Annotated in this window: 28 protein-coding genes, 1 tRNA gene and 1 riboswitch; of the genes, 15 read left to right on the top strand and 14 right to left on the bottom strand. The window is 66.6% G+C overall.

What is annotated here, in order from left to right:
• Positions 1–4: 4 nt before the first annotated feature.
• The 6 genes from ACLD0W_RS00985 to ACLD0W_RS00960 form a co-directional block, all read right to left on the bottom strand.
• Positions 5–820, bottom strand: coding sequence for an ABC transporter permease (locus tag ACLD0W_RS00985; protein ID WP_410305655.1), 816 nt, complete (start codon positions 818–820; stop codon positions 5–7).
• Positions 821–839: 19 nt separating this feature from the next.
• Positions 840–1,910, bottom strand: a complete 1,071-nt coding sequence (locus tag ACLD0W_RS00980; RefSeq protein WP_410305654.1) for a putative urea ABC transporter substrate-binding protein — start codon at positions 1,908–1,910, stop codon at positions 840–842.
• A gap of 58 nt (positions 1,911–1,968) precedes the next feature.
• Positions 1,969–2,068, bottom strand: a riboswitch (guanidine-I (ykkC/yxkD leader).
• A 199-nt stretch (positions 2,069–2,267) separates the two neighbouring features.
• Positions 2,268–3,041 (bottom strand): dienelactone hydrolase family protein, encoded by a 774-nt coding sequence (locus ACLD0W_RS00975; protein ID WP_410305653.1) that lies wholly within the window; start codon positions 3,039–3,041, stop codon positions 2,268–2,270.
• 54 nt (positions 3,042–3,095) lie between these two features.
• The gene (locus ACLD0W_RS00970) at positions 3,096–3,416 is read right to left on the bottom strand and encodes a hypothetical protein (RefSeq protein WP_228232557.1); all 321 of its coding nucleotides are present in this window, start codon (positions 3,414–3,416) and stop codon (positions 3,096–3,098) included.
• 69 nt (positions 3,417–3,485) lie between these two features.
• The gene (locus ACLD0W_RS00965; protein WP_410305652.1) at positions 3,486–4,043 is read right to left on the bottom strand and encodes a glutathione peroxidase; all 558 of its coding nucleotides are present in this window, start codon (positions 4,041–4,043) and stop codon (positions 3,486–3,488) included.
• 89 nt (positions 4,044–4,132) lie between these two features.
• Positions 4,133–4,546 (bottom strand): hypothetical protein, encoded by a 414-nt coding sequence (locus ACLD0W_RS00960; RefSeq protein WP_410305651.1) that lies wholly within the window; start codon positions 4,544–4,546, stop codon positions 4,133–4,135.
• A gap of 72 nt (positions 4,547–4,618) precedes the next feature.
• Between ACLD0W_RS00960 and ACLD0W_RS00955 the strand changes: the two genes are divergently transcribed.
• From ACLD0W_RS00955 to ACLD0W_RS00930, 6 genes are all read left to right on the top strand, one after another.
• On the top strand, positions 4,619–4,942 hold the full coding sequence (locus ACLD0W_RS00955; protein WP_410305650.1) for a GIY-YIG nuclease family protein: 324 nt from the start codon (positions 4,619–4,621) through the stop codon (positions 4,940–4,942).
• Positions 4,939–5,529 carry a LemA family protein gene (locus ACLD0W_RS00950; RefSeq protein ID WP_410305649.1) on the top strand — a complete coding sequence of 197 codons (591 nt, stop codon included), beginning with the start codon at positions 4,939–4,941 and terminating at the stop codon, positions 5,527–5,529. The genes ACLD0W_RS00955 and ACLD0W_RS00950 overlap by 4 nt, the downstream gene beginning before the upstream one ends.
• Before the next feature lie 19 nt (positions 5,530–5,548).
• On the top strand, positions 5,549–6,289 hold the full coding sequence (locus tag ACLD0W_RS00945; RefSeq protein WP_410305648.1) for a TPM domain-containing protein: 741 nt from the start codon (positions 5,549–5,551) through the stop codon (positions 6,287–6,289).
• Entirely contained in the window at positions 6,290–6,901 is a 612-nt protein-coding gene (locus tag ACLD0W_RS00940; protein WP_410305647.1) for a TPM domain-containing protein, read from the top strand.
• 133 nt (positions 6,902–7,034) lie between these two features.
• Positions 7,035–7,652 (top strand): c-type cytochrome, encoded by a 618-nt coding sequence (locus ACLD0W_RS00935; RefSeq protein ID WP_410305646.1) that lies wholly within the window; start codon positions 7,035–7,037, stop codon positions 7,650–7,652.
• 22 nt (positions 7,653–7,674) lie between these two features.
• Entirely contained in the window at positions 7,675–8,742 is a 1,068-nt protein-coding gene (locus ACLD0W_RS00930; RefSeq protein WP_410305645.1) for a c-type cytochrome, read from the top strand.
• Between the two features lie 153 nt (positions 8,743–8,895).
• Here ACLD0W_RS00930 and ACLD0W_RS00925 read toward each other — a convergent pair.
• Positions 8,896–8,972 (bottom strand) — tRNA-Met (locus ACLD0W_RS00925).
• Positions 8,973–9,166: 194 nt separating this feature from the next.
• Here ACLD0W_RS00925 and iscR point away from each other — a divergent pair.
• On the top strand, positions 9,167–9,631 hold the full coding sequence (iscR, locus tag ACLD0W_RS00920; protein WP_204427139.1) for a Fe-S cluster assembly transcriptional regulator IscR: 465 nt from the start codon (positions 9,167–9,169) through the stop codon (positions 9,629–9,631).
• Between the two features lie 24 nt (positions 9,632–9,655).
• A complete protein-coding gene (locus tag ACLD0W_RS00915) occupies positions 9,656–10,819 on the top strand; it encodes an IscS subfamily cysteine desulfurase (protein ID WP_410305644.1) in 1,164 nt (387 codons plus the stop codon).
• Positions 10,820–10,844: 25 nt separating this feature from the next.
• Here ACLD0W_RS00915 and ACLD0W_RS00910 read toward each other — a convergent pair whose 3' ends face one another.
• From ACLD0W_RS00910 to sufB, 7 genes are read right to left on the bottom strand one after another with little or no spacing between them, the layout of a single operon-like run.
• Complete coding sequence (locus ACLD0W_RS00910) at positions 10,845–11,297, bottom strand: SufE family protein (RefSeq protein WP_410305643.1); 453 nt, start codon at positions 11,295–11,297, stop codon at positions 10,845–10,847.
• A gap of 14 nt (positions 11,298–11,311) precedes the next feature.
• On the bottom strand, positions 11,312–11,893 hold the full coding sequence (gene sufT, locus ACLD0W_RS00905) for a putative Fe-S cluster assembly protein SufT (protein ID WP_410305642.1): 582 nt from the start codon (positions 11,891–11,893) through the stop codon (positions 11,312–11,314).
• A gap of 1 nt (position 11,894) precedes the next feature.
• On the bottom strand, positions 11,895–12,263 hold the full coding sequence (locus ACLD0W_RS00900; RefSeq protein WP_410305641.1) for a HesB/IscA family protein: 369 nt from the start codon (positions 12,261–12,263) through the stop codon (positions 11,895–11,897).
• Positions 12,264–12,285: 22 nt separating this feature from the next.
• Positions 12,286–13,500: an aminotransferase class V-fold PLP-dependent enzyme gene (locus ACLD0W_RS00895; protein WP_410305640.1), complete on the bottom strand. Its 1,215-nt coding sequence runs from the start codon at positions 13,498–13,500 to the stop codon at positions 12,286–12,288.
• Positions 13,497–14,756, bottom strand: a complete 1,260-nt coding sequence (gene sufD, locus ACLD0W_RS00890; protein ID WP_410305639.1) for a Fe-S cluster assembly protein SufD — start codon at positions 14,754–14,756, stop codon at positions 13,497–13,499. Before sufD ends, ACLD0W_RS00895 begins: the two co-directional genes overlap by 4 nt.
• Positions 14,753–15,535: a Fe-S cluster assembly ATPase SufC gene (sufC, locus tag ACLD0W_RS00885; protein ID WP_410305638.1), complete on the bottom strand. Its 783-nt coding sequence runs from the start codon at positions 15,533–15,535 to the stop codon at positions 14,753–14,755. The genes sufD and sufC overlap by 4 nt, the downstream gene beginning before the upstream one ends.
• 51 nt (positions 15,536–15,586) lie before the next feature.
• Complete coding sequence (sufB, locus tag ACLD0W_RS00880; RefSeq protein WP_410305637.1) at positions 15,587–17,044, bottom strand: Fe-S cluster assembly protein SufB; 1,458 nt, start codon at positions 17,042–17,044, stop codon at positions 15,587–15,589.
• 215 nt (positions 17,045–17,259) lie between these two features.
• Here sufB and ndk point away from each other — a divergent pair, with 215 nt between their 5' ends.
• The 7 genes from ndk to ACLD0W_RS00845 are packed head-to-tail and all read left to right on the top strand — an operon-like array spanning position 17,260 to position 23,758.
• Entirely contained in the window at positions 17,260–17,691 is a 432-nt protein-coding gene (gene ndk, locus ACLD0W_RS00875; protein ID WP_204427147.1) for a nucleoside-diphosphate kinase, read from the top strand.
• Between the two features lie 29 nt (positions 17,692–17,720).
• Positions 17,721–18,908, top strand: a complete 1,188-nt coding sequence (gene rlmN / locus ACLD0W_RS00870; protein ID WP_410305636.1) for a 23S rRNA (adenine(2503)-C(2))-methyltransferase RlmN — start codon at positions 17,721–17,723, stop codon at positions 18,906–18,908.
• Positions 18,905–19,702 carry a type IV pilus biogenesis/stability protein PilW gene (pilW, locus tag ACLD0W_RS00865; protein ID WP_410305635.1) on the top strand — a complete coding sequence of 266 codons (798 nt, stop codon included), beginning with the start codon at positions 18,905–18,907 and terminating at the stop codon, positions 19,700–19,702. The genes rlmN and pilW overlap by 4 nt, the downstream gene beginning before the upstream one ends.
• Positions 19,699–20,631 carry a RodZ domain-containing protein gene (locus ACLD0W_RS00860; protein WP_410305634.1) on the top strand — a complete coding sequence of 311 codons (933 nt, stop codon included), beginning with the start codon at positions 19,699–19,701 and terminating at the stop codon, positions 20,629–20,631. Before pilW ends, ACLD0W_RS00860 begins: the two co-directional genes overlap by 4 nt.
• A gap of 59 nt (positions 20,632–20,690) precedes the next feature.
• Positions 20,691–21,809, top strand: a complete 1,119-nt coding sequence (ispG, locus tag ACLD0W_RS00855; protein WP_410305633.1) for a flavodoxin-dependent (E)-4-hydroxy-3-methylbut-2-enyl-diphosphate synthase — start codon at positions 20,691–20,693, stop codon at positions 21,807–21,809.
• A 23-nt stretch (positions 21,810–21,832) separates the two neighbouring features.
• Entirely contained in the window at positions 21,833–23,110 is a 1,278-nt protein-coding gene (hisS, locus tag ACLD0W_RS00850) for a histidine--tRNA ligase (RefSeq protein WP_410305632.1), read from the top strand.
• A 12-nt stretch (positions 23,111–23,122) separates the two neighbouring features.
• Positions 23,123–23,758: a YfgM family protein gene (locus tag ACLD0W_RS00845; protein ID WP_410305631.1), complete on the top strand. Its 636-nt coding sequence runs from the start codon at positions 23,123–23,125 to the stop codon at positions 23,756–23,758.
• Positions 23,759–23,761 lie beyond the last annotated feature (3 nt).

Here is a 23,761-nt window from a genome sequence, read left to right as displayed (position 1 = left end):
CTCCTCAACGGGCCTGGTGGAACCAGGGGTAGCGCCAGCGGGAATAGCGCGCCAGCGCGAAATCGATGGCGAACGCCAGGAAGGTGATCCAGACCACGTAGGGCAGAATCACGTCCATGGCCAGATAGCGCCGCACCAGGAAGATCCGGTAACCGAGCCCGTCGGTGGCGGCGATCGCCTCGGCGGCGATCAGGAACAGCCAGGCGGAGCCCAGCGACAGACGCACGGCACCGATCAGGCGCGGCATCACCTGGGGCCACACCAGCCGCACAATGATCTGCCAGGTGTTGGCGCCCAGGGTCTGCATCTTGATCACCTGCTCGGCGGGGATTTCCTCGGCGCGCTGCTGCAGATCGCGGATCAGAAACGGGGTAATGCCGATCACGATCAGCACCACCTTGGCCAGCTCGCCCAGGCCGAACACGATGAACAGGATCGGCAGCACCGCCAGGGGCGGCACCAGCGACAGCCCGGTGACCAGCGGCGCGATGCCGGCACGCACCAGGGGCAGGGCGCCGGTGGCGATGCCCACCACCAGCCCGATGGCGGCGCTGATGGCCACGCCCAGGGCCAGCCGGGTGAGGCTGGCCAGGGTGTCCTGCCACAGCAGGTAGTCGCCGGTGCGTTTGCTGGGCTCGAAGGCCATGCGCTGGATGGCGTCCACGAAGCTGGCCAGATCCGGCAGCAGCTTGTCGTTGGGGTTCGCCGCCAGGCGCGCGTCGGAGGCCAGCAGATAGAGCACCACCAGGATCACGAATGGCAGCAGCCCCAGGGCCCAGCGGCCCACCGGCCCGGGCTGACGGTTGATGAACTTCTTCATGTCGGCTCCCGGCCGGCGCTCAGAGGTCGCCGTCGGCGGCCATCTTCATGTAGGCGGGGTCGAAGCGCAGTTGCACGTTGCCGTCACTGCCGTACACACCGGAGGGGGTTTCCACGCCGACGAAGCCGGCGTCCGGCGCGCCCTCGCCGAGCAGGCCGTGCTCGAAGGAGAACTCCGCCACCCGCTGCATGGTGGTCTTCAGGTCCGGGCTGTTGACGAAGCTCACCGCCTCGCCGGCGTCATAGAACATGCGGGTGGCGTTCAATTGCGCCTCGAAGCCGGCCCGGTCGGTGCCGGCGATCTCGCCCATGGCGGCGCGGGCCTGGCGGGCGGGCTCACCGTCGCCCTGCATGCGATCCATGATTTCGTACCAGGCACCGACCAGCGCCTTGCCCAGCTTCGGGTTGGCCTTGAGGGTGTCGGTGTTGACCACCATCAGGTCGATGATTTCGCCGGGAATTTTCGAGGAGTCGAACACCAGGTTGGCGCCGGGCTGGGCGGTGAGGGTGCTGAGCAGCGGGTTCCAGGTGACCACCGAGGTCACGTCGTCGGTCTGGTAGGCGGCCACCAGGTCCGCGTCGGAGGTGTTCACCACGGTCACGTCGCGCTCGCTCATGCCCACGCTTTCCAGGGCCCGGGCCAGCAGGTAATGGGAGACCGACAGCTCGACCAGATTGACGTTCTGGCCCTTGATGTCGGCGAGGCGGGTTTTGTCCTTCAGCACCACGCCGTCGTTGCCGTCGGAGAAGTCGCCAACGATCAGGGCGGTGCTGTCCACGCCGCCGGCGGCGGGGATGGTCAGCGCGTCCATGTTGGTCATGGTGCAGCCGTCGTACTGGCCGGCGGTGTATTGGTTGATGGACTCGATGTAGTCGTTGATCTGCACCACGTCGATGCTGATGTCGTACTTGTCGGCCCATTTGTCGACGATGCCCTGGGCGTCGCCGTACTGCCAGGGAATCCAGCCCACGTAGATGGACCAGCACACTTTGAAGTCGTCCCGTTCGCCGGCGGCCAGGGCCGGTTTGGGCAGCGCGGAGAGCGTCAGCAACGCGGCCGCGGAAAGGCAGGCAGTCAGAATGCGGGTCATGTCGACCTCCTTCAGGCTATGACGGTGAGGAATCCAATGACACTGTCGTCATGGTGTCTCCTCCCGGGCTTTTGTCCCGCCGTGTAACCTTGCAAGAAGGTCGATCGCTCTCGGACCAGTCGTGGGCGCAGCCCACCGGAACCCTAGCGATCCATTTTTCCAGATTGTCCGAGTCGTGATGGCCACAGACGCCATTCGATTCCTGCGTCGAACCACGCAAGTCCGATGCCAGTCCGGGCAAGCGGCTGATTTGAAAGGGAGAAGACGGGGAGAGCGGGGTGGGGCGTGAGCGTTAACGGGGCCGGGAGTGGGCCGCCATGGTGCGCCGTGCCCCGGGGTGGGGCACGGCGGGCGGGGTCAGGGCGTGTCGATAAAGTCCTTGAGCGCGCCCCAGCTGATGTCGTCGGCGTGGCCGTCGTAGGCCAGCGGCAGCTCGAAGCGCTGGCCAAGCTGGTCGGCGCGCGGGTTGGTGAAGCCGTGTTGGACACCCGGGAAGCTCAGCAGTTGGAACGCCACGCCGGCGGCGGTCATCTCCTGGACCAGGGCGCTGACCTGCTCGGCGGGCACCATCGGGTCCGCCTGGCCGGTGGCCACCAGCACCTTGCCCGCGAAGGTGCCGCTTTGCAGCGGCTGTTCGGTGCCGAGGGGGCCGTGGAAGCTGGCCACGCCGGCCAGATCGTTGCCCTGCCGGGCCTGTTCCAGCACCACGCCGCCGCCGAAGCAGTAGCCCACCGCGAACACCCGGTCGTCGTCCACGTACTGCTGCTCCCGGAGCAGTTTCTTGGCGGCGTTGATGCGGGCGGTGGTGCGCTCCGGATTGGCCTGGGCCTGGGCCATGAACGCCTTGGCGTCCTTCGGGTGGCTGGCCACCTGGCCCTGCTCGTAGAGGTTCACGGCCAGGGCCACGTAGCCCTCCTTGGCCAACAGACGCGCCCGGTTACGGGCATAGTCATTGAGGCCCCACCATTCGTGCACCACGATCACCCCGGCGGTTATGCGATCCAGGTCATCGTCCATGAACAGCACGCCGTCGCCGGCGCCGCCGGGCAGCTTGATGTCCTGTTCGATCACCTCGGCGCCGGCGCCACCGGCGCACAGCAGCAAACAGAGAAAGGCGGTCAGGCGTTTCATGATGGAGCTCCTTCACGGAAATCAATGGGATGAACGAACGGGGCGGTGCGGTGGCTAGTCTTCCCACACCCAGCGCAGCGGTTCGCCGAAGTCATCATAGACCAGCTTGCGGCGCGGGCCGCGCCGGGCGGCCGGGCGGCGGGCACGGCGGGCTTTCTTGCGGGCATCGATGGTGGCCGCCACCTGGGACAGGTCGGTGCGGGTGGCGGGGGGACCCTGGGTAAACGGAAAGGAACGCCGCTCGCGGGGCTGGTCCGGGGCATCGCCGGTGGTGCCGCTGGGCACTTCCTCGATACGCCCGCCCCGGGAGAGGAACCGCTCCATGTCCCGCCGCAGGCGCTGGCGTTGTTGTTCCTTGCTGTTGCGCACTTTCATGGGACTGTGGATGGCGGTGGCGAGCCTTCAACCATAGCAAGGCCGCGCCCGGGGGGCCAGCCGGGCCGGTCAGAGCGCGGCGCGCACCGCGTCTTCCAGTTCGCCGTCCAGCGGCCTGGCCGAGGACGGGTAGTGCTTGATCACGGTGCCGTCGCGGTCCACCAGATATTTGTTGAAGTTCCAGCGCGGCTCGCCGGCGTCCTCATTGAGGCCGCGGAACACCGGGTTGGCGGCTTTGCCGCGCACCGGGGAGGTGGCCATCATCGGGAAGGTGACACCGTAATTGATGTAGCAGACCTTGGCGGTCTGGCCTTCGTCGTCCAGTTCCTGGCGAAAATCGTCGGAGGGGAAGCCCAGCACCACCAGGCCCTGGTCCCGGTACTTCTTATACAGCGCCTCCAGGCCCTCGAACTGGGGCGTGAAGCCGCACTGGCTGGCGGTGTTGACCACCAGCACCACCTTGCCGGCGGTGGCCGCGCACAGGTCCAGGTTGTCCTGGCTGTGCAGCTTGCGCACCTCATGGTCGAAGCGAGCCGCGCATTCGTCGGCCCGCGCCTTGGTGGTCAGCGCCAGGCTGAACACGCTCAGCAGCAACACTAAGGCAAAGCACCAGCGTAGATGGATCATCGAAGATTCCTCACGGTTTACCAAAGGCTACTATCCGGCGCCGCCGGTCAAGGCGGCGCCAAGGTGTTCAACGGGAACCGCCGGCGGCCTTACAGCGGCGTGCGCGGGCCGTCCGGAATGGCGGTGCCGCTGGCGCCGCCGTTGCCGGCGCGCAGCGGGTTGCAGTTCTTGATCACCACCTGGCCTTCCAGCAGGTTGCCCCGGGAGTATTCGCGGAAGATGCAGCGATTGGTTTCCGGGTCATAGTTTTCGATCCACAGGTTGTCGCCTTTCCAGGTGGCGGCGATGTGCTGCTGGCCCTGGGGCACGTCCAGGTTCATGGTGCCGCCCAGACGCTTGACGAAAATCTGTTCCAGCCAGAAGTAGTAGAGCAGGGTACCGGCCAGCCAGATGATCACGGCGATGATCAGCGCCGGCTTCCATTTGCCCATGCGCACGCCGATCCCGAACAGCGCGGCGAAGATGATCAGCGCCAGCACCAACCAATATAAATAGGTGATCATGCGAAACTCCCTGTTTCAGGCTATTGTTTACCGCACGATGATAGCAACTTGATCGCAAGGAGATGTAAAACCGTGAAACAGGGCACGGGTTGGTGGGTTTACATGCTGCGCTGCGCCGATGGCTCCCTGTACACCGGCGTCACCACCGATGTGCTGCGGCGCTGGAAAGAGCACAATGGCGGCCCGCGGGGCGCCCGTTACACCCGGGTACGACGCCCGGTGGCCCTGGTGCTGTGCGTGGAAGTGCCCGACCGGGCCCGCGCCGGCCGCCTGGAGGCGCGCCTCAAGGGTCTGACCCGGGCGCGCAAGGAACGGCTGATCCGCGCCGTTACGGTTGCCAACGACGCCGGGAGTTGCTTGACTGCCGACACTTCTCAACAGGAGATTCTTGCATGAACCTTTGGCGCGCCTTCGTGCTGGCCTGGCTGGCCATGACCCTGGCCGGCTGCGGCATCAACACCATTCCCACCTACGACGAGCAGGTCAAGGCGGCCTGGTCCCAGGTGGAAAACCAGTATCAGCGCCGCGCCGACCTGGTGCCCAACCTGGTCAACACGGTGAAGGGCTTCGCCGCCCAGGAGCGGGAAGTGCTGGTGGAAGTCACCGAGGCGCGGGCCAAGGTGGGCTCGATCCAGGCCGGCGAGGACATCCTCAACGACCCGCAGAAATTCAAGCAGTTCGAGCAGGCCCAGAACCAGCTGGGTTCGGCCCTGCAACGGCTGATGGTGGTGGTGGAGCGCTACCCGGAGCTGAAATCCAACCAGAATTTCCTGGCTCTGCAGTCGCAGCTGGAAGGCACCGAAAACCGCATCGCCGTGGCCCGCCGGGACTATATCGAGGCGGTGCGGCAGTACAACACCGAGATCCGCACCTTCCCGGGCCGTATCTGGCACAGCCTGCTGTACAGCGAGCTGGAGCCCCGCGAGAACTTCGAAGCCACCACGGAGAACGCCGAACAGGCCCCCTCCGTCAACTTTGAGTGAACCGGATCGTGAGTAAATCATGACGCTGACGCGACACGGCCTGGCCGTTCTGCTCGGGCTGCTGCTGACCGCGGCGGCCTGGGCGGCGCCGGACTTTCCCGCCCTCACCGGCCGGGTAGTGGACAACGCCAACCTGCTGACAACCGCCCAGGAACAGGCGCTCACCGAAAAGCTGGCCGCCGAGGAGCAGCAAAGCTCCAACCAGGTGGTGGTGGTGACGCTGCCCGACCTGCAGGGCTACGCCATCGAGGAATACGGCTACCAGCTCGGCCGCGAGTGGGGCATCGGCCAGGAAGGCAAGGACAACGGCGTGCTGCTGATCATCGCCCCCAACGAGCGCCGCATCCGTATCGAGGTGGGCTACGGCCTGGAGGGCGCGCTCACCGACGCGCTCTCCTCGGTGATCATCCAGCGGGAAATCCGCCCCGCCTTCCGCGCCGGCGACTTCGCCGGTGGCATCAACGCCGGCGTGGACGCCATCCGCGCGGCCATCGCCGGTGAGTACAAGGCGGAGCCGGTCAAGAAAGGCAACGGGCAGCTCGGCAGCGTGCTGATCTATCTGCTGGTGCTGGTGTTCATCACCATTTTCCTGGGGCTCGGCGCCCTGGGCGGTGGTGGCCGTGGCGGTCGCGGCGGCGGCGCCGTGTTCCTGCCCATGGGCGGGGGCTTCGGCGGCGGCGGCGGCGGTGGTTTTGGCGGCGGCGGCTTCGGTGGCGGCGGCGGTGGTTTCGGCGGCGGCGGTGCCTCGGGAGGCTGGTAGATGTTATTGAACGAAGAAGACCAGAAACGGGTGGCCCGCGCGATCGCGGCCATCGAAAAGGACACCGACGCGGAGCTGGTCACGGTGCTGGCCCGCCAGTCCGACGACTACCGCTACATTCCCCTGCTGTGGGCGGCGCTGTTGTCGCTGCTGGTGCCCCTGGCGCTGGCGTTTCTGCCGATCTGGCTGAGCGCCCTGGAAACCCTGCTGGCCCAGTGGACCGTGCTGGTGGTGCTGGGGCTGCTGTTCCGCTGGCCGCCGCTGATGATGGCCCTGGTGCCGCGCCGCGTGAAGCAATGGCGCGCCGCCAACCTGGCCCGCCGCACCTTCCTCGACCAGGGCCTGCACCACACCCGCGGCGGCACCGGCCTGCTGATCTTCGTCAGCGAGGCCGAGCACTACGTGGAAATCCTGGCCGACCGGGGCATCGCCGAGAAGGTTCCGGACGAACGCTGGCAATCCATCGTCGACACCTTCACCGGCCACGTGAAGCAGGGTGAGGTGCTGAACGGCTTCCTGGAATGCATCGCCTCCTGCGGCGACGAGCTGATCCTCAAGATCCCGGCCACGGAACAGAAGAACGAGTTGCCCAACCACCTGGTCCTGCTCTAGCGACCCGGGAAGGTATCCGCACTGGTGGTGTGGGTACCCCGGTGGTGCTAGGCTTTTTGCCATTCCCCCGAGGAAAAGTCGGCATCGAACCGGCATTGACCCGGTCCCGCCTGGCATGGAAAAGGAACCCGGTATGGCACGTTTGCCCGTGATCCTGGGATTGTGTGTGCTTTTCTCCTGCGCCTTCGCCCAACAGACCCCGCCGCCCGCCGCTGGTAGCTGCGTGGCCTGCCACGGCCAGGAGGGGCAGGGCGCCGCTGCCTTCCCGCATCTGGCCGGCCTGGGCGAAGCCTATATCCGCCGCCAGCTGGACGCCTTCGCCAGTGGCGAGCGCGCCAACGCCACCATGAAACCGATCGCGTCCGGCCTGTCCGAAACGCAACGGCAGGCGGTGGCCGCCTACTTCAGTGGCCTGAAAATGGCGCCGGCGGATTCCGCCAGCGCCGAGCCGCCCGACGGTCCGGGCCGGGAGCTAGCGGTGCACGGTCGCTGGGACCAGGAGCTGCCGGCCTGCGTGCAATGCCATGGCCCGGACGGGCGCGGCATCGGTGAGGACTTTCCACCCCTGGCCGGCCAGCCCGCCGGCTATCTCGAAAACCAGCTGAAAGCCTGGCGTGCCGGCCAGCGTCCGGCGGGGCCCCAGGAGTTGATGGGGCACATCGCCGAACGACTCGACGCCGACGACCTGAAGGCGGTGGCGGAGTACTTCGCCGCGCTGCCGGCGGCGACAGCGGAGGCCGGTGATGACTAAGCCCGCAATAAATAGACCCGAGATGAACCGATCCTTGCTGATGGTGATGGCGGGCTGCGCCGCGCTGGCCATCGGAGCCTGGTTGCTCGCCATGGCGCTCACCGGCGGGCCCGAGGATTACGCGGAGCGTTACGCCGGCCAGTCGGCCCCTTCTTCCCGGGCCGACGATTCCGCTTCGGCGGCCGGGGCGGTGTCCTCCTCCCCACGGCCCTCTGCTTCGGCGTCATCGGCTTCGCCGTCGTCGTCTGAATCCGGGCAGGCCGCTGCTCCGGCGGCGGCGCCAGCCAAGGCGGCGCCGCCGCGCAGCGCCATCCCGGACAATGAGTTCGGCGAACTGGTGCGCCAGGGCGAGCGCATCTTCGCCGACCCGGGGCAATTCGCCAGCGACTGGGTGGGCAACGACCTGAGCTGTCAGAACTGTCATTTCGACGCCGGCCGATACGACAAGACCGCCTCGCTGCGCAGCGCCTGGCCCATGTACCCCGCCTATCGAAGCAAGAACCAACACGTCAACGATTTCGCCGAGCGCCTGCAGGGCTGTTTCACCTACAGCATGAACGGCAAAGCGCCGCCCCGGGACGGCGAGGTGATCCAGGCCCTGCAGGCCTACTCGTTCTGGCTGGCCAAGGGCATGCCCACCGGCGAGGCGCCGGACGTGCGTGGTTACCCGGACGTGGGCGACCCGCCGGAGCCGCCCTCCTTCGCGCGCGGAGAAACCGTGTTCCAGGAGCACTGTGCCCTCTGCCATGGCGACGACGGCCAGGGCCAGAAGGCCGCCGGCGGGGCGCCGGGTTTCCCGCCCCTGTGGGGCCCGCGCTCCTACAACTGGGGCGCCGGCATGCACCGCATCAACACGGCGGCCGCCTTTATCAAAGCGGCCATGCCGCTGGGCAAACCGAACCTCACCGACCAGCAGGCCTGGGACGTGGCGCTGTTCATCAACAGCCACGAACGCCCCCAGGACCCGCGCTTCACCGGCTCGGTCCAGGACACCGCGGAGCGGTTCCACAAGCACCAGGGCCAGTACGGCAAGACGGTCAACGGTCAGGTCCTCGGCGAGCATTCGCCGCCCTCCGGCACGGTACCCTGAAGGGCCTTCGTGAAGAGTGGTAGCAAGGGGCGGACTTGAACGGGCAGGCCACCCTGCGCTGAGCCCAGCACATAAAGAGCAGGGTCGGCCGAGTTGGTGGGAACGCGGCGCCGCAAACGAAAAAGGCCGCCCGGAGGCGGCCTTTCCATGTTGTGGTAGCAAGGGGCGGACTTGAACCGCCGACCCCAGCATTATGAGTGCTGTGCTCTAACCAGCTGAGCTACCTTGCCACAGAGGCCGCGAATTGTCCGCGAGCGTCCCGCGCCTGTCAAGGCGGGGAACCCCCGGCGGGGTTCGGGCGTCCATTTCTTGTACATTCGTGTTTTACTTGATAATGATTATCAATTATCGTGTCGGTAATACTTGACCGATTTAGTCGGTTTTCACTACTCTATCGCGTTAATCACGTACCAAAGGTGTGGGTATGCGTCTGACCACCAAAGGCCGCTATGCGGTGACCGCGATGCTGGATCTGGCACTGCACGCGGAAGCCGGGCCCGTCTCCCTGGCGGACATCTCCGAACGCCAGGGCATTTCCATTTCCTACCTGGAGCAGCTGTTCGCCAAGCTGCGCCGGCGCCAGCTGGTGACCAGCGTGCGCGGGCCCGGGGGCGGCTACCGCCTCAGCCGGGACAGTGAGGAGATCGATGTGGCGGCGGTGATCGCCGCCGTGGATGAGTCCGTGGACGCCACCCGCTGTGGCGGGCAGGGCGACTGCCAGGAGGGCAACATCTGCCTGACCCATCACCTGTGGTGCGACCTCTCCGACCAGATTCAGGATTTTCTGGCCGGCATCACCCTGGGTGAACTGGTGGCGCGTCATGAAGTGCGTTCGGTGGCCCAGCGGCAGGATGCCCACCAGAACCGGGTCCCGGTGAGCACTCTTTAACCCGACCTACGAAGTCTTCCCATCATGTCGCAAGCGGTTTATCTGGATTACGCCGCCACCACCCCGGTGGACCCCCGGGTGGTGGCGGCGATGACGGCCTGTCTGGGGCCGGACGCCAACTTCGGCAACCCGGCCTCGCGCAGCCATCTGTACGGCTGGCTGGCGGAGGAGGCGGTGGAAAATGCCCGCCGCCAGGTGGCCGATGCCCTCAACGCCGACCCCCGCGAAATCGTCTGGACCAGCGGCGCCACCGAGGCCAATAACCTGGCCATCAAGGGCGTGCTGGAGCAAAAGGGCGGCGGCCATATCATCACCTCCGTCACCGAGCACAAGGCGGTGTTGGACCCCTGCGCCTGGCTGGAGCGGAAAGGGCTGGCCACGGTCACCTGGCTGACGCCCGGCGCCGACGGGCGCATCGACCCGGCGCAGGTGGCCGGCGCGTTGCGGGACGACACCGTGCTGGTGTCGATCATGCACGCCAACAACGAAACCGGGGTGATCAACGACATCGCCACCATCGGTGCCCTGTGCCGTGAGCACGGTGCGCTGTTCCACACCGACGCGGCGCAGAGCGCCGGCAAGCTGCCGCTGGACGTGCGCGCGCTGCCGGTGGATCTGGTGTCCCTGTGCGCCCACAAAATCTACGGCCCGAAAGGGGTGGGGGCGCTTTACGTGCGCCGGCACCCCGACGTGCGCGTGGCCTCGCAGATCCACGGCGGCGGCCACGAGCGCAATATGCGCTCCGGCACCCTGCCCACCCATCAGATCGTCGGCCTGGGCGAAGCCCTGGCCCTGGCGATGGCGGATCGCGACGCGGAACAGGCGCGCCTGGGCGCCCTGCGGGATCGGTTGTGGGCGCATCTGCGCGCGCTGCCCGGCGTGCATCTGAACGGCGGCGAGGCCCCCCGTCTGGCGGGCCATCTCAATGTGGCGTTCGAGGGCGTGGACGGCGAGATGCTGCTCACCGCGCTCACCGAGGCGGCGGTGTCCACCGGCTCCGCCTGCACCTCCGCCTCCCTGGAGCCGTCCTATGTGCTCAAGGCCATGGGGCTCAGCGATGAATTGGCGCAGAGCGCGCTGCGGTTCTCCGTGGGGCGGTTCACCGACGAGGCCGGCATCGACCGGGCCGGCGAGGATGTGGTGGGCGTGGTCACCCGGCTGCGGGACGCGGCGCGCAGCCGCGCCTGAACGAGGGCGTCAGGCCGCCAGGGTGTCAAGCCGCCAGAGTGGCGGCCTCCTGCTTGACGCGGCCGACCATGGACAGCAGGCCGTTGCCCCGGGTGGGGCTCAGGTGGCGCAGCAGATCGATGCGCTCGAAGAAGGCGTCCATGTCGTAGTCGGCCACTTGCTTCGGCGTCTTGCCGTTGAGAGCGGTGACGACGATCGCCCCCAGGCCGCGCACGATCAGGGCGTCGGATTCCACCGCCAGATACAGGGTGTCGCTGTCCGCGTCGTAGTCGGTGACCAGCCACACCTGGCTCTGGCAGCCGCGCACGAAACGGTCCTCGGTGCGCAGTGCCTCGGGCATCGCCGGCAGCTGCTTGCCCAGATCGATGATGTAGCGGTAGCGCTCTTCCCAGTCGTCCAGGAATTCCAGGTCCTCGCGGATGTCCTCAGCGGTCACGTCGCGGCCCAGTTTGATGGCGCGGATATCGAAATCGGACAAGGGAATCAGGCTCCTTAAAACAGCCCCAGCTCGAGCTGGGCTTCCTCGGTCATCATGTCGCGGCTCCAGGGCGGATCGAAGATCAGCGCTACTTCCACCGCGTCCACGTTCGGCACCTTGGCCAGCCGGTCCTCCACGTCGCCCACCAGCACCGGGCCCATGCCGCAGTTGGGGGCGGTGAGGGTCATGCGTACCTGGACTACGTTTTTCGTTTCCCCCGAATCGAGAGAACGGCGGATCACGTCGCAGCCGTACACCAGGCCCAGGTCGACGATATTCACCGGAATCTCCGGGTCGAAGATGGTGCCCAGCACCTGCTTCAGGTCTGCGTCGCGCACCGAGCCGTCTTCTTCCGGCGCCTCGAAATCCAGCTCCAGCGGGGTCTGGCCGATGGCGTCGGCGTCGGTGCCGTCGATGCGCGCCATATTGCCGTTCAGGGTCACCGTGTAGGTGCCGCCCAGGGCCTGGCGCAGGTTGACGAAACTGTTCTTGTGAATGGTGATGCGGGTGCCGTCCGGCACCAGGCGCGCGGGCACGTCGCGGCTCACCACCACGGTGCGCTGCTCGGTGGCACGGCCCCCGGAAGGGATGTTCAAATCAAACCTCGTCCATATCTTCGACGGTGAAGCTCTCGCCGCAGCCGCATTCGCCGGTGGCGTTGGGGTTGCGGAACTTGAACAGGCTGTTGACGCCTTCCTTCACATAATCGATTTGCAGGCCATTGAGCATGGCCAGCCATTTTTCCGGCACGTACAGCACCACGCCGTCCACCTCGAAACGGCGGTCGCCGTCTTCCGGTTGTTCGACGAAGTTGAGCTCGTACATATAGCCGGAGCAGCCCGACTCATCCAGGTCCAGACGGATGCCGCCGGCGCTGGCGCGGGCGATCTCGCGACGGGCCTGGTCACGGGCGGCCGGGGTCAGATGAATCTCGGCCTGGCCGGGTACGAATGTCTGTACCGTCATGGTTTGCCTCCAGAAAGGCGTCCTACAAAAAAGTGCGAACCTTCTCCAATGCGCGGAACAGGCTGTCCACCTCTTCCAGCGTATTGTAGATCGAAAACGACGCGCGCACGGTGCCGGGAATACCCAGACCGTCCATCAGTGGCATGCAGCAATGGTGGCCGGTGCGCACCGCCACGCCCTGCTGGTCGAGCAGGGTGCCCACGTCCGCCGGGTGGGCGCCGTCCAGCAGAAAGGACAATACACCGACCTTGGTGGCGGCGTTGCCGATGATTTTCAAGCCGTCGAACGCTTGTGCCTGCTCGGTGGCGGCGGCCAGCAGGGCGTTTTCGTGGGCCGCCAGGGCGGCGCGGTCCTGCTGTTGCAGCCAGCCCACGGCGATGCCGAAGCCGATCACCCCGGCGATATTGGGGGTGCCCGGCTCGAACTTGTAGGGCAGCTGGTTCCAGGTGCTCTTCTCGAAGCTCACCGTCTCGATCATCTCGCCGCCGGTCTGATAGGGCGGCATGGCGTCGAGCCGCTCGCGGCGGCCGTACAGGGCGCCGATGCCGGTGGGACCGAACAGCTTGTGGGCGGAGAAGGCGTAGAAATCGCAGCCCAGGGCCTGCACGTCCACCGGGAAATGGCCCACCGCCTGGGCGCCGTCCACTAGGGTCACGGCGCCCACGTCGCGGGCCGCGCTCAGCCAGTCCGCCACCGGGTTCACGGTGCCCAGGCTGTTGGACACATGGGACACGGCGACGATGCGGGTGCGCTCGCCCAGCAGCCGGTAAAAGGCCTCGTCGTCGACGCTGCCGTCCTCACGCAGGGGCACCACCTTGAGGGTGGCGCCGGTGCGCTCGCAGGCCTGCTGCCAGGGCACGATGTTGGCGTGGTGTTCCAGGGCGGTGATCAGCACCTCGTCGCCGGGCTTGAGCTGCTCGCGGCCGTGGCACTGGGCCACCAGGTTGATGCCTTCGGTGGTGCCCTTGGTCCAGATGATTTCCTCGCGGGCGGCGTTGACGAACTCCGCCACGGTGGCCCGGGCCGCCTCGAAGGCGCTGGTGGCCTTGTCGCTCAGGTAATGGGCGGCGCGGTGCACATTGCTGTTGCTGCCTTCGTAGTAGTCGCGCACGGCATCGATCACCTGGCGCGGCTTCTGGGTGGTGGCGGCGTTGTCCAGGTACACCAGCGGTTTGCCGTTCACCTCCTGTTCGAGGATCGGGAACTGCGCGCGCAGGGCCTGTACATCGAAGCTCATGCGGCCTCCTCGTCGGCGCCCGGGCGGCCGCCCAGCTCGGTGGCCAGCCACGGCTGGGCCCAGTCGGCCACCGCCTGGTCCGGCAGGCCCATGATCAGCTCGTTGACGAAGCCCAGGCTCAGCATGCGCTTGGCCTCGGCGGCGTTGATGCCACGGGACTGCAGATAGAACTGCTGCAGGGCGTCGAGCTGGCCGACGGTGGCGCCGTGGGCGCACTTGACGTCGTCGTTGTAGATTTCCAGTTCCGGCTTGGTGTCGATCTCGGCGCCGGCGTTGAGCAGCAGGTTTTTGTTGCTCAGCTCCGCCAGGGTGCCCTTGGCGCCCGGGTGGATATGGATGCGGCCGTTCAGCACCGCCCGGCCTTTTTCGCCGGCCAGGCCCCGGTAGACCTGGTTGGAGGTGCAGTCCGGCACCCGGTGCTCCACGCACAGCTGGTTGTCGATGTGGCTGCGGTCGCGGGCCACGAACACGCCCTGCATGTTCAGCTCGGCGCCGCTCTTGTCCAGGAAGGCGCGCACGTCGTTGCGGCGCAGCCGGTTGCCGGCCATCAGCTGGTAGCTGTCGATGCGGCTGACGCCGCTCTGCTGGAACAGCAGGGTGCCGATGTGCAGGCTGTCGCCGGCGTCGGCCTGCAGCCGGTAATGGGTCAGGTGGGCATTGTCGGCGGCCTGAATGGCGGTGACCGCGTTGGTCAGCACCGGGCCCCGGGCCAGGTACTGCTCGATCAGGGTCAGGCGGCTGCCGGTGCCCAGGTTCACTTCCAGGCGCACGTTGCAGTGCGAGGGGGCGTCGCCGGCGGCCACGTGCAGCACCTGGATCGGTGCCGCCACGTCGGCGTTGGCGGCCACGTCCAGGGTCACCGCGTCGTCCAGGGCGGCGCCGTTGTAGAAGGCGAACGGCGTGGTCAGGCCCTCCAGGTGGCGCGCCGACCGGCCCAGGGTCACGCCCTCGGGCAGGGCGGTGTGGGTTTCGTCCAGGCGACCGTTGACGATCACCAGCCGGTAGTCGCTCAGCGCCGGCAGGTCCGCCGGCGCGGCGCCCTCGGCGCGGGCCGCCAGATGGCCGTCGGTGAGTGGGTACAGGGAGGTGTATTTCCAGGCCTCGGTCTTGCGACCGGGGAAGGCGGCGCCTTCCAGGGCGGCCAGGGCGTCCTGGCGCAGGGGCGCCAGCGCTTCCGCCGGCGTTGCCTGGCGGGCGTTCTGCAGGGCCCGGGTTTTCAGGTCCTCGGGCAGGTTCAGGGCGGTTTCGCCACTCATGCCGTGCGGTCCTCTTTGTCGCTTTGCGCGCCGTTCTGGCCGCCGGTCAGCCAGCCGTAGCCGTGCTGCTCCAGCTCCAGGGCCAGTTCCTTGCCGCCGGATTTGATGATCTTGCCGCCGGAGAGCACGTGCACATAGTCCGGCACGATGTAGTCCAGCAGGCGCTGGTAGTGGGTCACCAGCACGATGCCGCGCTCCGGGCCGCGCAGGGAGTTGACCCCCTTGGCCACGGTTTGCAGGGCGTCGATGTCCAGGCCGGAGTCGGTTTCATCCAGCAGCGCCAGCTTCGGCTCCATCAGCAGCATCTGCATGATTTCGTTGCGCTTTTTCTCGCCGCCGGAGAAGCCCTCGTTGACGCCGCGCTTGAGGAACTGCGGGTCCAGGTCCACCTGTTTGCAGGCCTCGCGGGCCTTGCGCAGCAGGGTCACCGAATCCCACTCTTCCTTGCCCTGGGCCGCCCGGGTCGCTTCCAGGGCGGCTTTCAGGAATTCCATATTGGAGACACCGGGGATTTCCACCGGGTACTGGAACGCCAGGAACAGGCCCAGCTGCGCCCGCTCTTCCGGTTCCAGGTCCGCCAGGCTCTTGCCGTCGAACAGCGCTTCGCCGCCGGTGATCTCGTAGTTGTCGCGCCCGGCCAGCACATTGGCCAGGGTGGACTTGCCGGAGCCGTTGGGGCCCATGATGGCGTGCACCTCGCCGGGTTTAACGGTGAGGTTTAGGCCCTTGAGGATCGGTTGGCCGGCCACGGAGGCGTGCAGATCGCGAATTTCCAGCATTAATCGACTTCCAGACAATTCATTCAGATTCAAATCGGGTTCGACGGTGGCTCAGCCCACCGCCCCTTCCAGGCTCACTTCCAGCAACTTGCCGGCTTCCACCGCGAACTCCATGGGCAGTTCCTTGAACACTTCCTTACAGAAGCCGTTGACGATCATGGAGATCGCCTTCTCCGGGTCGATGCCGCGCTGGCGGCACAGGAACAGCTGGTCGTCACTCACCTTGGAGGTGGTGGCCTCGTGCTCGATGGTGGCGCTGGGGTGCTTGGATTCGATGTAGGGGAAGGTGTGCGCGCCGCAGCGGTCGCCCAGCAGCAGCGAATCGCACTGGGTGAAGTTGCGCGCGTTCTCCGCCCGCGGCCCCATGCGTACCAGGCCCCGATAGGCGTTGGAGCTCTTGCCCGCCGAGATGCCCTTGGAAACGATGGTGCTCTTGGTGTTGCGGCCCAGATGGATCATCTTGGTGCCGGTGTCCGCCTGCTGGGCGTGGCGGGTCAGCGCCACCGAGTAGAACTCGCCCACGGAATGGTCGCCGCGCAGCACCACCGACGGGTACTTCCAGGTGATCGCGGAGCCGGTTTCCACCTGGGTCCAGCTGATCTTGGCGTGGTCGTGGGCGACGCCGCGCTTGGTCACGAAGTTGTAGATGCCGCCCTTGCCGTCCTTATCGCCCGGGTACCAGTTCTGCACCGTGGAATACTTGATCTCGGCGCCGGGCAGGGCCACCAGCTCGACCACCGCCGCGTGCAGCTGGTTCTCGTCGCGCTGGGGCGCGGTGCAGCCTTCCAGGTAGCTCACATAGCTGCCCTCGTCGGCGACGATCAGGGTGCGCTCGAACTGGCCGGTGTTGGCCTCGTTGATGCGGAAGTAGGTGGACAGCTCCATGGGGCAGCGCACGCCCTTGGGGATGTAAACAAAAGAGCCGTCGGTGAACACCGCGGAATTGAGGCCGGCGAAATAGTTGTCGCCCTTGGGCACCACCGAGCCCAGGTACTCGCGCACCAGCTCCGGGTGCTCCTGCACCGCCTCGGAGATCGAGCAGAAGATCACCCCGGCCTCGGCCAGCTTCGCCTTGAAGGTGGTGCCCACGGACACCGAGTCGAACACCGCGTCCACCGCCACCCCGGCGAGCATTTCCTGCTCGTGCAGGGGAATGCCCAGCTTTTTATAGGTGTCGAGCAGTTCCGGGTCCACCTCATCCAGGCTTTTCGGACGATCTTCCATGCTTTTCGGCGCGGAATAGTAGGAGATCGCGTTCAAATCCACCGGCGGGTACTGCACGTGGGCCCAGTTCGGCTCCTGCATGGTCTGCCAGTGGCGGTAGGCTTCCAGGCGCCATTCCAGCAGCCATTCCGGCTCATCCTTCTTGGCGGAGATAACGCGGATGACGTCTTCATTGAGACCCGGGGGCAGGGTGTCGGACTCCACCAGGGTGGTGAACCCCGCCTCGTACTCGGAACGGATGACACGGTCCAGTTCGGAATTGTCGAGTTCGGCTTGGCTGCTCATAGTCACGGGCTCATCGTTGCGAAATACCGGTCTTCACGGACGGAATACCAGAGTAAATTACTCAGGTATTATAGAGGATAAGGCGCCGAGGGGGAATCCGACCGTCATCGCCGGCCATAAGGGGCGCCAACGGTATCATAATTCGCCCCGCGTGCGTATAATCCGCCGGCTTCAAAGACCCCAAAGACCTATGCAATTCTGGAGTGATCAGACAGATGGCTGTTGAGCGTACCCTCTCTATTATCAAGCCTGATGCCGTGGCCAAGAACGCGATCGGCGAGATCCTGGGCCGTTTCGAGAAAGCCGGCCTCAAGGTCGTGGCCCTGAAGATGCTGCACCTGAGCCGCGAACAGGCCGAAGGCTTCTACGCCGAGCACAAAGAGCGTCCGTTCTTCGGCGACCTGGTGGCCTTCATGACCAGCGGCCCGGTGACCGTGCAGGTGCTGGAAGGCGAGGACGCGGTGAAGAAAAACCGTGATCTGATGGGCGCCACCAACCCCAAGGACGCGGAAGCCGGTACCATTCGCGCCGATTTCGCGGAAACCATCGACGAAAACGCTGTCCATGGTTCTGATTCCACCGAATCCGCCGCCCGCGAGGTGGACTACTTCTTCGCCGACGAGGAACTCTGCCCGCGCACTCGCTGAGTGCCCGGTCATTCCCTGGAGGTAAGCCAATGACTGCCCACGAGGCCGACCGCGATTCCCAAGTCGGGGATGCGGTGCAAACCGAAAAGGTCAATCTGCTCGGACTCACCCGGCCGCAAATGGAAGAATTCTTCCTGGCCATGGGGGAGAAGAAATTCCGTGCCCAGCAGGTGCTCAAGTGGATCCACCATCACCAGGCGGACGACTTCGAGCAAATGACCGACGTGGGCAAGGCCTTGCGCGAGAAGCTGGCCCGGGTGGCCGAGATCCGCGGCCCCAAGGTGCTCCACGAGGGCATCTCCCGGGACGGCACCCGCAAATGGGTGTTCGAGGCGGACAACGGCGGCGCCGTGGAGACCGTGTTCATTCCCGACGGTCGCCGCGGCACCCTGTGCGTCTCCTCCCAGGTGGGCTGCGCGGTGGACTGCAGTTTCTGCTCCACCGGCAAGCAGGGCTTCCAGCGCGACATGACCAGCGCCGAGATCATCGGCCAGGTGTGGCAGGCCAGCCGCGCCTTCGGTCCGCGCAAGAATCTGGGCGAGGACCCGATCACCAACGTGGTGATGATGGGCATGGGCGAGCCGATGCTGAACTACGAGCCGGTGCTGTCCGCCATGCGCATCATGCGCGACGACCTGGGCTACGGCATCAGCAAGCGCCGCATCACCCTCTCCACCTCCGGCGTGGTGCCCAGGATCGACCAGCTCAGCCGCGACCTGGACGTGTCCCTGGCGGTGAGCCTGCACGCCCCCAACGACGAGCTGCGCAACCAGCTGGTGCCGCTCAACCGCAAGTACCCGCTGGCCGACCTGATGGCCGCCTGCAAGCGCTACAGTGACGCCATTACCCATCGCCACAACACCATCACCATGGAATACGTGATGCTGCGCGATGTGAACGACAAACCGGAACACGCCCGCCAGCTGGTCAAGCTGCTCAAGGGCATCCCGGTGAAGGTGAACCTGATTCCCTTCAACCCGTTTCCCCATGCCGGCTATGAGCGCTCGCGCAAAGCGGACATTCTGGCATTCCACAAATTCCTGAACGACAATGGCGTGCTTACCACGGTGCGCACCACCCGCGGCGACGACATCGACGCCGCCTGCGGCCAGCTGGTGGGCGAGGTCAAGGACCGCACCCGCCGCAGTGAACGCTGGCAAGCGTCCATCTTCCATCGCACCGAGCAACCGGACAGCAACGCAGCGCCCGCGCAATGAGCCCTACGCTTCGACAGTTCGTCCTCACTGTTCTCCTGGCCGGCCTGTTCGGCCTGATGGCCGGCTGCGTGACGGTCACCGAGGGCGGCAACCCCAACGAAGTGAACGTGGACGAGGCGGTGGCCACCCGGGTGGCCGCCGGCATGAAGTACCTGCAGATGGGCAACCCCTCCGAGGCGCGCCGCCATTTTTCCCGGGCCCTGTCGCTGAACGACAACAGCGCCCAGGCGCACAACGCCATGGCGCTGCTCTACAACTATGAGCGCGACGCCAAGCAGGAAGAGCACCACTACCGCAAGGCCCTGGCCGCGGACCGCGACTACGCGCCGGCGTTGAACAACTACGGCACCCTGCTGTTCTCCCAGGGCCGTTACGACGAAGCCCTGGAGAAGTTCAAGCGCGCCGCCAACGACCCCAACTACGAGGGCCGCGCCAGCGCCTTCAACAATATGGGCGCCGCCTACAAGGCCCTGGGCGAAATGGACCGTGCCCGTGAAGCCTATATCCGTTCGCTGCGCCTGAACCCGGGCAACGGCCAGTTGCTGCTGGAGCTGGCGCGGCTGTATTACCAGGACGACCGTGCCCGTATCGGCTGGGATTATTACCGCGATTACGAGCGGCGCGTGCGTCCGCAGAGCGCCGAGGCCCTGTGGGTGGGCATCCGCCTGGCCGCCGCCCTCGGCAAACGTGACCAGCAGGCCAGCTATGAACTGGCGCTGCAGAATCTCTACCCGGGTAGCCGCGAGGTCCGCCTCTGGCGGGCCTGGCGCGCCGGGCAGGAGGGAGCCGAATGAGCGAGGACAACGCCGCCATGCTGCCCGGTGAACGTGTACGCCGGGCCCGTGAAGAGCAGGGCCTGAGTCAGGAAGAGGTGTCCAAGCAACTGCGCTTGTCGCTGTCCTATCTGAAGGCGCTGGAGGACGACGACTACAGCCGCCTCCCCGAGCCCACCTTCATCAAGGGCTACCTGCGCAACTACGCGCGCCTTCTGGGCCTGCCCGCCGAGGAACTGGCGCGGCGCTTCCAGCAGGAAGTGGACCAGCAGCGCGACGCGGAACACGAACGGGAGCAGCAGGCCCTGGAAGACTCGCCGCGCCGTCGTGAATGGCGGCTGCCGCTGGCGGTGATCCTGCTGGTGGTACTGGCGGTGGCCGTGGGCTGGTGGCTGTGGCCCCGGGGCGAGCAAACGCCGGCGCCGGTGGAGTCGCCGTCTGAACTGTCGCCGCCGAGCGGGCAGTTTGGCGAACCCGCCCCGGACAATCCGGACCCGGCGCTGCCCGACGACACCGAGCCCATGGCGCCGGCGGATGAAAACCTGACGCCCTCCGGGGACGAGGGCGCCGGCCCCGCTTCCGAGATCGATGCCGGCCCGCAGACGCCGCCCGCCGCCGCGCCCGCGCGGCCCGGCAACAGCAGCGAATCCGCCGTGGCCGACGCCGGCCAGGGCGAGCGGAGCGCCCCGGCGCAACCGGCCGCCGACGGCGTGGACAGCATCAGCCTGTCCTTTTCCCGGGTCTGCTGGGTACGCGTGGTGGACGCCGCCGGCGCCACCCTCAGCCAGGGCCAGCGCAACGCCGGCGACACCCTGAACCTGGAAGGCGAGGCCCCGTTTCGCCTGACCGTGGGCGACGCCGCCGCGGTCTCCGCCCTGTCCATCAACGGCGAGTCCGTGTCCCTGCCCAGCCAGCGCTCCGGCGACGTGGTCCGCGTTACCTTGCCCTAGAGTTCTGCCGGCCACGGCGCCCATACTTCATACAGCTCGAACGTTTCAGGAAGCAGGTTATGGAACCGGAACTGTCCATTCAGCGTCGCAAATCGCGCCAGATCCACGTCGGCAAGGTGCCGGTGGGCGGTGATGCGCCGATCTCGGTGCAGAGCATGACCAACACCGACACCTGTGACGTGGACGCCACCGTGGGCCAGATCCGCCGGCTCGAAGAGGTGGGCGCGGACATCGTGCGGGTCTCGGTGCCGACCATGGAGGCCGCCGAGGCCTTTGGCAACATCAAACGCCAGGTGTCGGTGCCGCTGGTGGCCGACATTCATTACGACTACAAGATCGCCCTCAAGGTGGCCGACGAAGGCGCCGACTGCCTGCGCATCAACCCCGGCAACATCGGCCGCGAGGACCGGGTGCGCGCGGTGATCGAATCCGCCCGGGACCACGGCGTGCCGATCCGCATCGGCGTCAACGCCGGCTCCCTGGAGAAGGAACTGCAGCGCAAATACGGTGAGCCCACCAGCGACGCCCTGGTGGAATCCGCCCTGCGCCACGCCGAGATTCTGGACCGCTACGACTTCCAGGACTTCAAGGTCAGCGTCAAGGCCTCCAATGTATTCATGACCCTGCAGGCCTACCGCAAACTGGCCAGCCAGCTGGAGCAGCCCCTGCATCTGGGTGTGACCGAGGCCGGCACCTTCCGCTCCGGCACGGTGAAGTCCGCGGTGGCCCTGGGTGGCCTGCTGATGGAAGGCATCGGCGACACCATCCGCATTTCCCTGGCCACCGACCCGGTGGAGGAAATCCGCGTCGGCTTCGACATCCTCAAGAGCCTCAATCTGCGCAAGAAGGGCGTCAACATCATCGCCTGCCCCAGCTGCTCCCGGCAGAACTTCAACGTGATCGACACGGTCAACGAGCTGGAAGCGCGCCTGGAGGACATCAACGAGTCGGTGGACCTGGCGGTGATCGGCTGCCTGGTGAACGGCCCCGGCGAAGCCCGCGAGGCGGACATCGGCCTCACCGGCGGCACCCCCAACAACCTGTCCTACTCGGAGGGCAAGAAAAGCCACCACATCACCTCCGAAAACCTGGTGGACGAGCTGGAGCGGATGGTGCGCGCCAAGGTGGAAAAGATGCGCGAGGACGAGGCCAAGGGCATCATCGCGCGCAGCGAATAATCGTATTGGAACAAGGAGCACCGGTGAGCAAGAAGATCGCGTCGGTACGCGGCATGAACGACGTATTGCCCGAGCAGACCCCGCTCTGGCAATGGCTGGAACAGCGCGCCCGCACGGTGCTGGCGGCCTATGGGTACCGGGAAATCCGCATGCCCATCGTGGAGCGCACCGAGCTGTTCGCCCGCGGCATCGGCGAGGTCACCGACATCGTCGAGAAGGAGATGTACACCTTCGAGGACCGCAGCGGCGACAGCCTGACCCTGCGCCCGGAAGGCACCGCCGGCTGCGTGCGCGCCGCCCAGGAACACGGCCTGCTGTACAACCAGACCCAGCGTCTCTGGTACACCGGCCCCATGTTCCGCCACGAGCGCCCCCAGGCCGGCCGCTACCGCCAGTTCCACCAGATCGGCGTGGAAACCTTCGGCATGGAAGGCCCGGACATCGACGCCGAGGTGATCCTGCTCACCGCCCGCCTGTGGAAGGACCTGGGGCTGAGCGATCAGGTCACCCTGGAACTGAACACCCTGGGCGACCCGGACGACCGGGCCCGCTACCGGGACGCCCTGGTGGCGTTTCTGCGCGAGCACCGCGAGCGCCTGGACGAGGACTCCAAGAACCGCCTGGAGCGCAACCCGCTGCGGGTGCTGGACAGCAAGGACCCGGGCACCCGCGAGGTGCTGCAGGACGCGCCACGGCTGGCCGATCACCTGGGCGACGCCGCCCGCGATCACTTCGAGCAGCTCAAGGCGCTGCTGGAAGCCGCCGGCGTCGACTACGTGATCAACCCCAACCTGGTGCGCGGGCTGGATTACTACGGGCGAACCGTGTTTGAGTGGACCACCGACGCGCTGGGCGCCCAGGGCACGGTGTGCGCCGGCGGTCGCTACGACGGCCTGGTGCAGCAATTGGGCGGCAAACCCACCCCGGCGGTGGGCTTCGGCATGGGCCTGGAACGGCTGGTGCTGCTGCTGGAAAAACAGGGCCAGGAACTGCCCGGCCCGGTGGCGATCTATATTACCGCCATGGGGGACGTGCAGGCCCAGGCGCTGACCCTGGCCGAACGCCTGCGGGATGCGCTGCCGGGCGTTGGCATCCAGTGCCACTGCGGTGGCGGCGGCTTCAAGAGTCAGATGAAGAAAGCGGACCGCAGCGGCGCCCGTTACGCCCTGATCCTGGGCGAGGACGAAGTGGCCGCCGGTCAGGTGACGGTCAAACCGTTGCGCGAGCAAGACGAGCAACAGCAACTTAACCAGAACGAGGTGGCCGATTGGCTGGCCGCCCGTCTGCACGAAGGGTACTAAGGAGAATCCGGGGTGGTCGATTACATTCGCGACGAAGAAGAACAGGCCGAACGCATCAAGGAGTGGTGGCAGAAATACGGCATCGCCACGGTCATCGTGATCGTGCTGGCGGTGGGCGCCCTGCTGGGCTGGCGCCAGTGGCAGGAGCACAGCGCCGGCGAATCCGGCAAGGCCTCGGTGCACTATGAAACCATGATGCAGGCGATGGCCGCCGGCAACGCCGAGCAGGCGCGCGGCGCCGCCGCCACCCTGATGGACGACTACCAAGGCACGGCCTACGCCGATTACGCCCGCCTGGCTCTGGCCAAGCTGGCGGTGGACGCCGGTGACCTGAACGCCGCCGCCGACCAGCTCGGCGAGGTGGCCGACAACGCCGCCACCCGTGAACTGGAATACACCGCCCGCCTGCGCCTGGCGCGGGTACAGGTGGCGCAGGGGGATCTGGATGCCGCGAACGAGCAGATTTCGCGCACCTTCCCGGAGGCCTGGCAAGGCCAGGCGCTGGAGTTGAAGGGGGACATCGCCAGCGCCCGGGAAAACTGGGACGCGGCCCGCGCCGCCTACGGCGACGCCCTGGAGGCCCTGGACGAAGGGGCCGGCCGGGACCGCGTACAAATGAAACTCGACGATCTCAAGTCGCAATCGTGAGTC

The sequence above is a fragment of the Alloalcanivorax sp. C16-1 genome (assembly GCF_046507805.1).
In the GTDB taxonomy this organism is placed as follows: domain Bacteria; phylum Pseudomonadota; class Gammaproteobacteria; order Pseudomonadales; family Alcanivoracaceae; genus Alloalcanivorax.
This window is presented reverse-complemented; position numbering and strand designations above follow the sequence as displayed.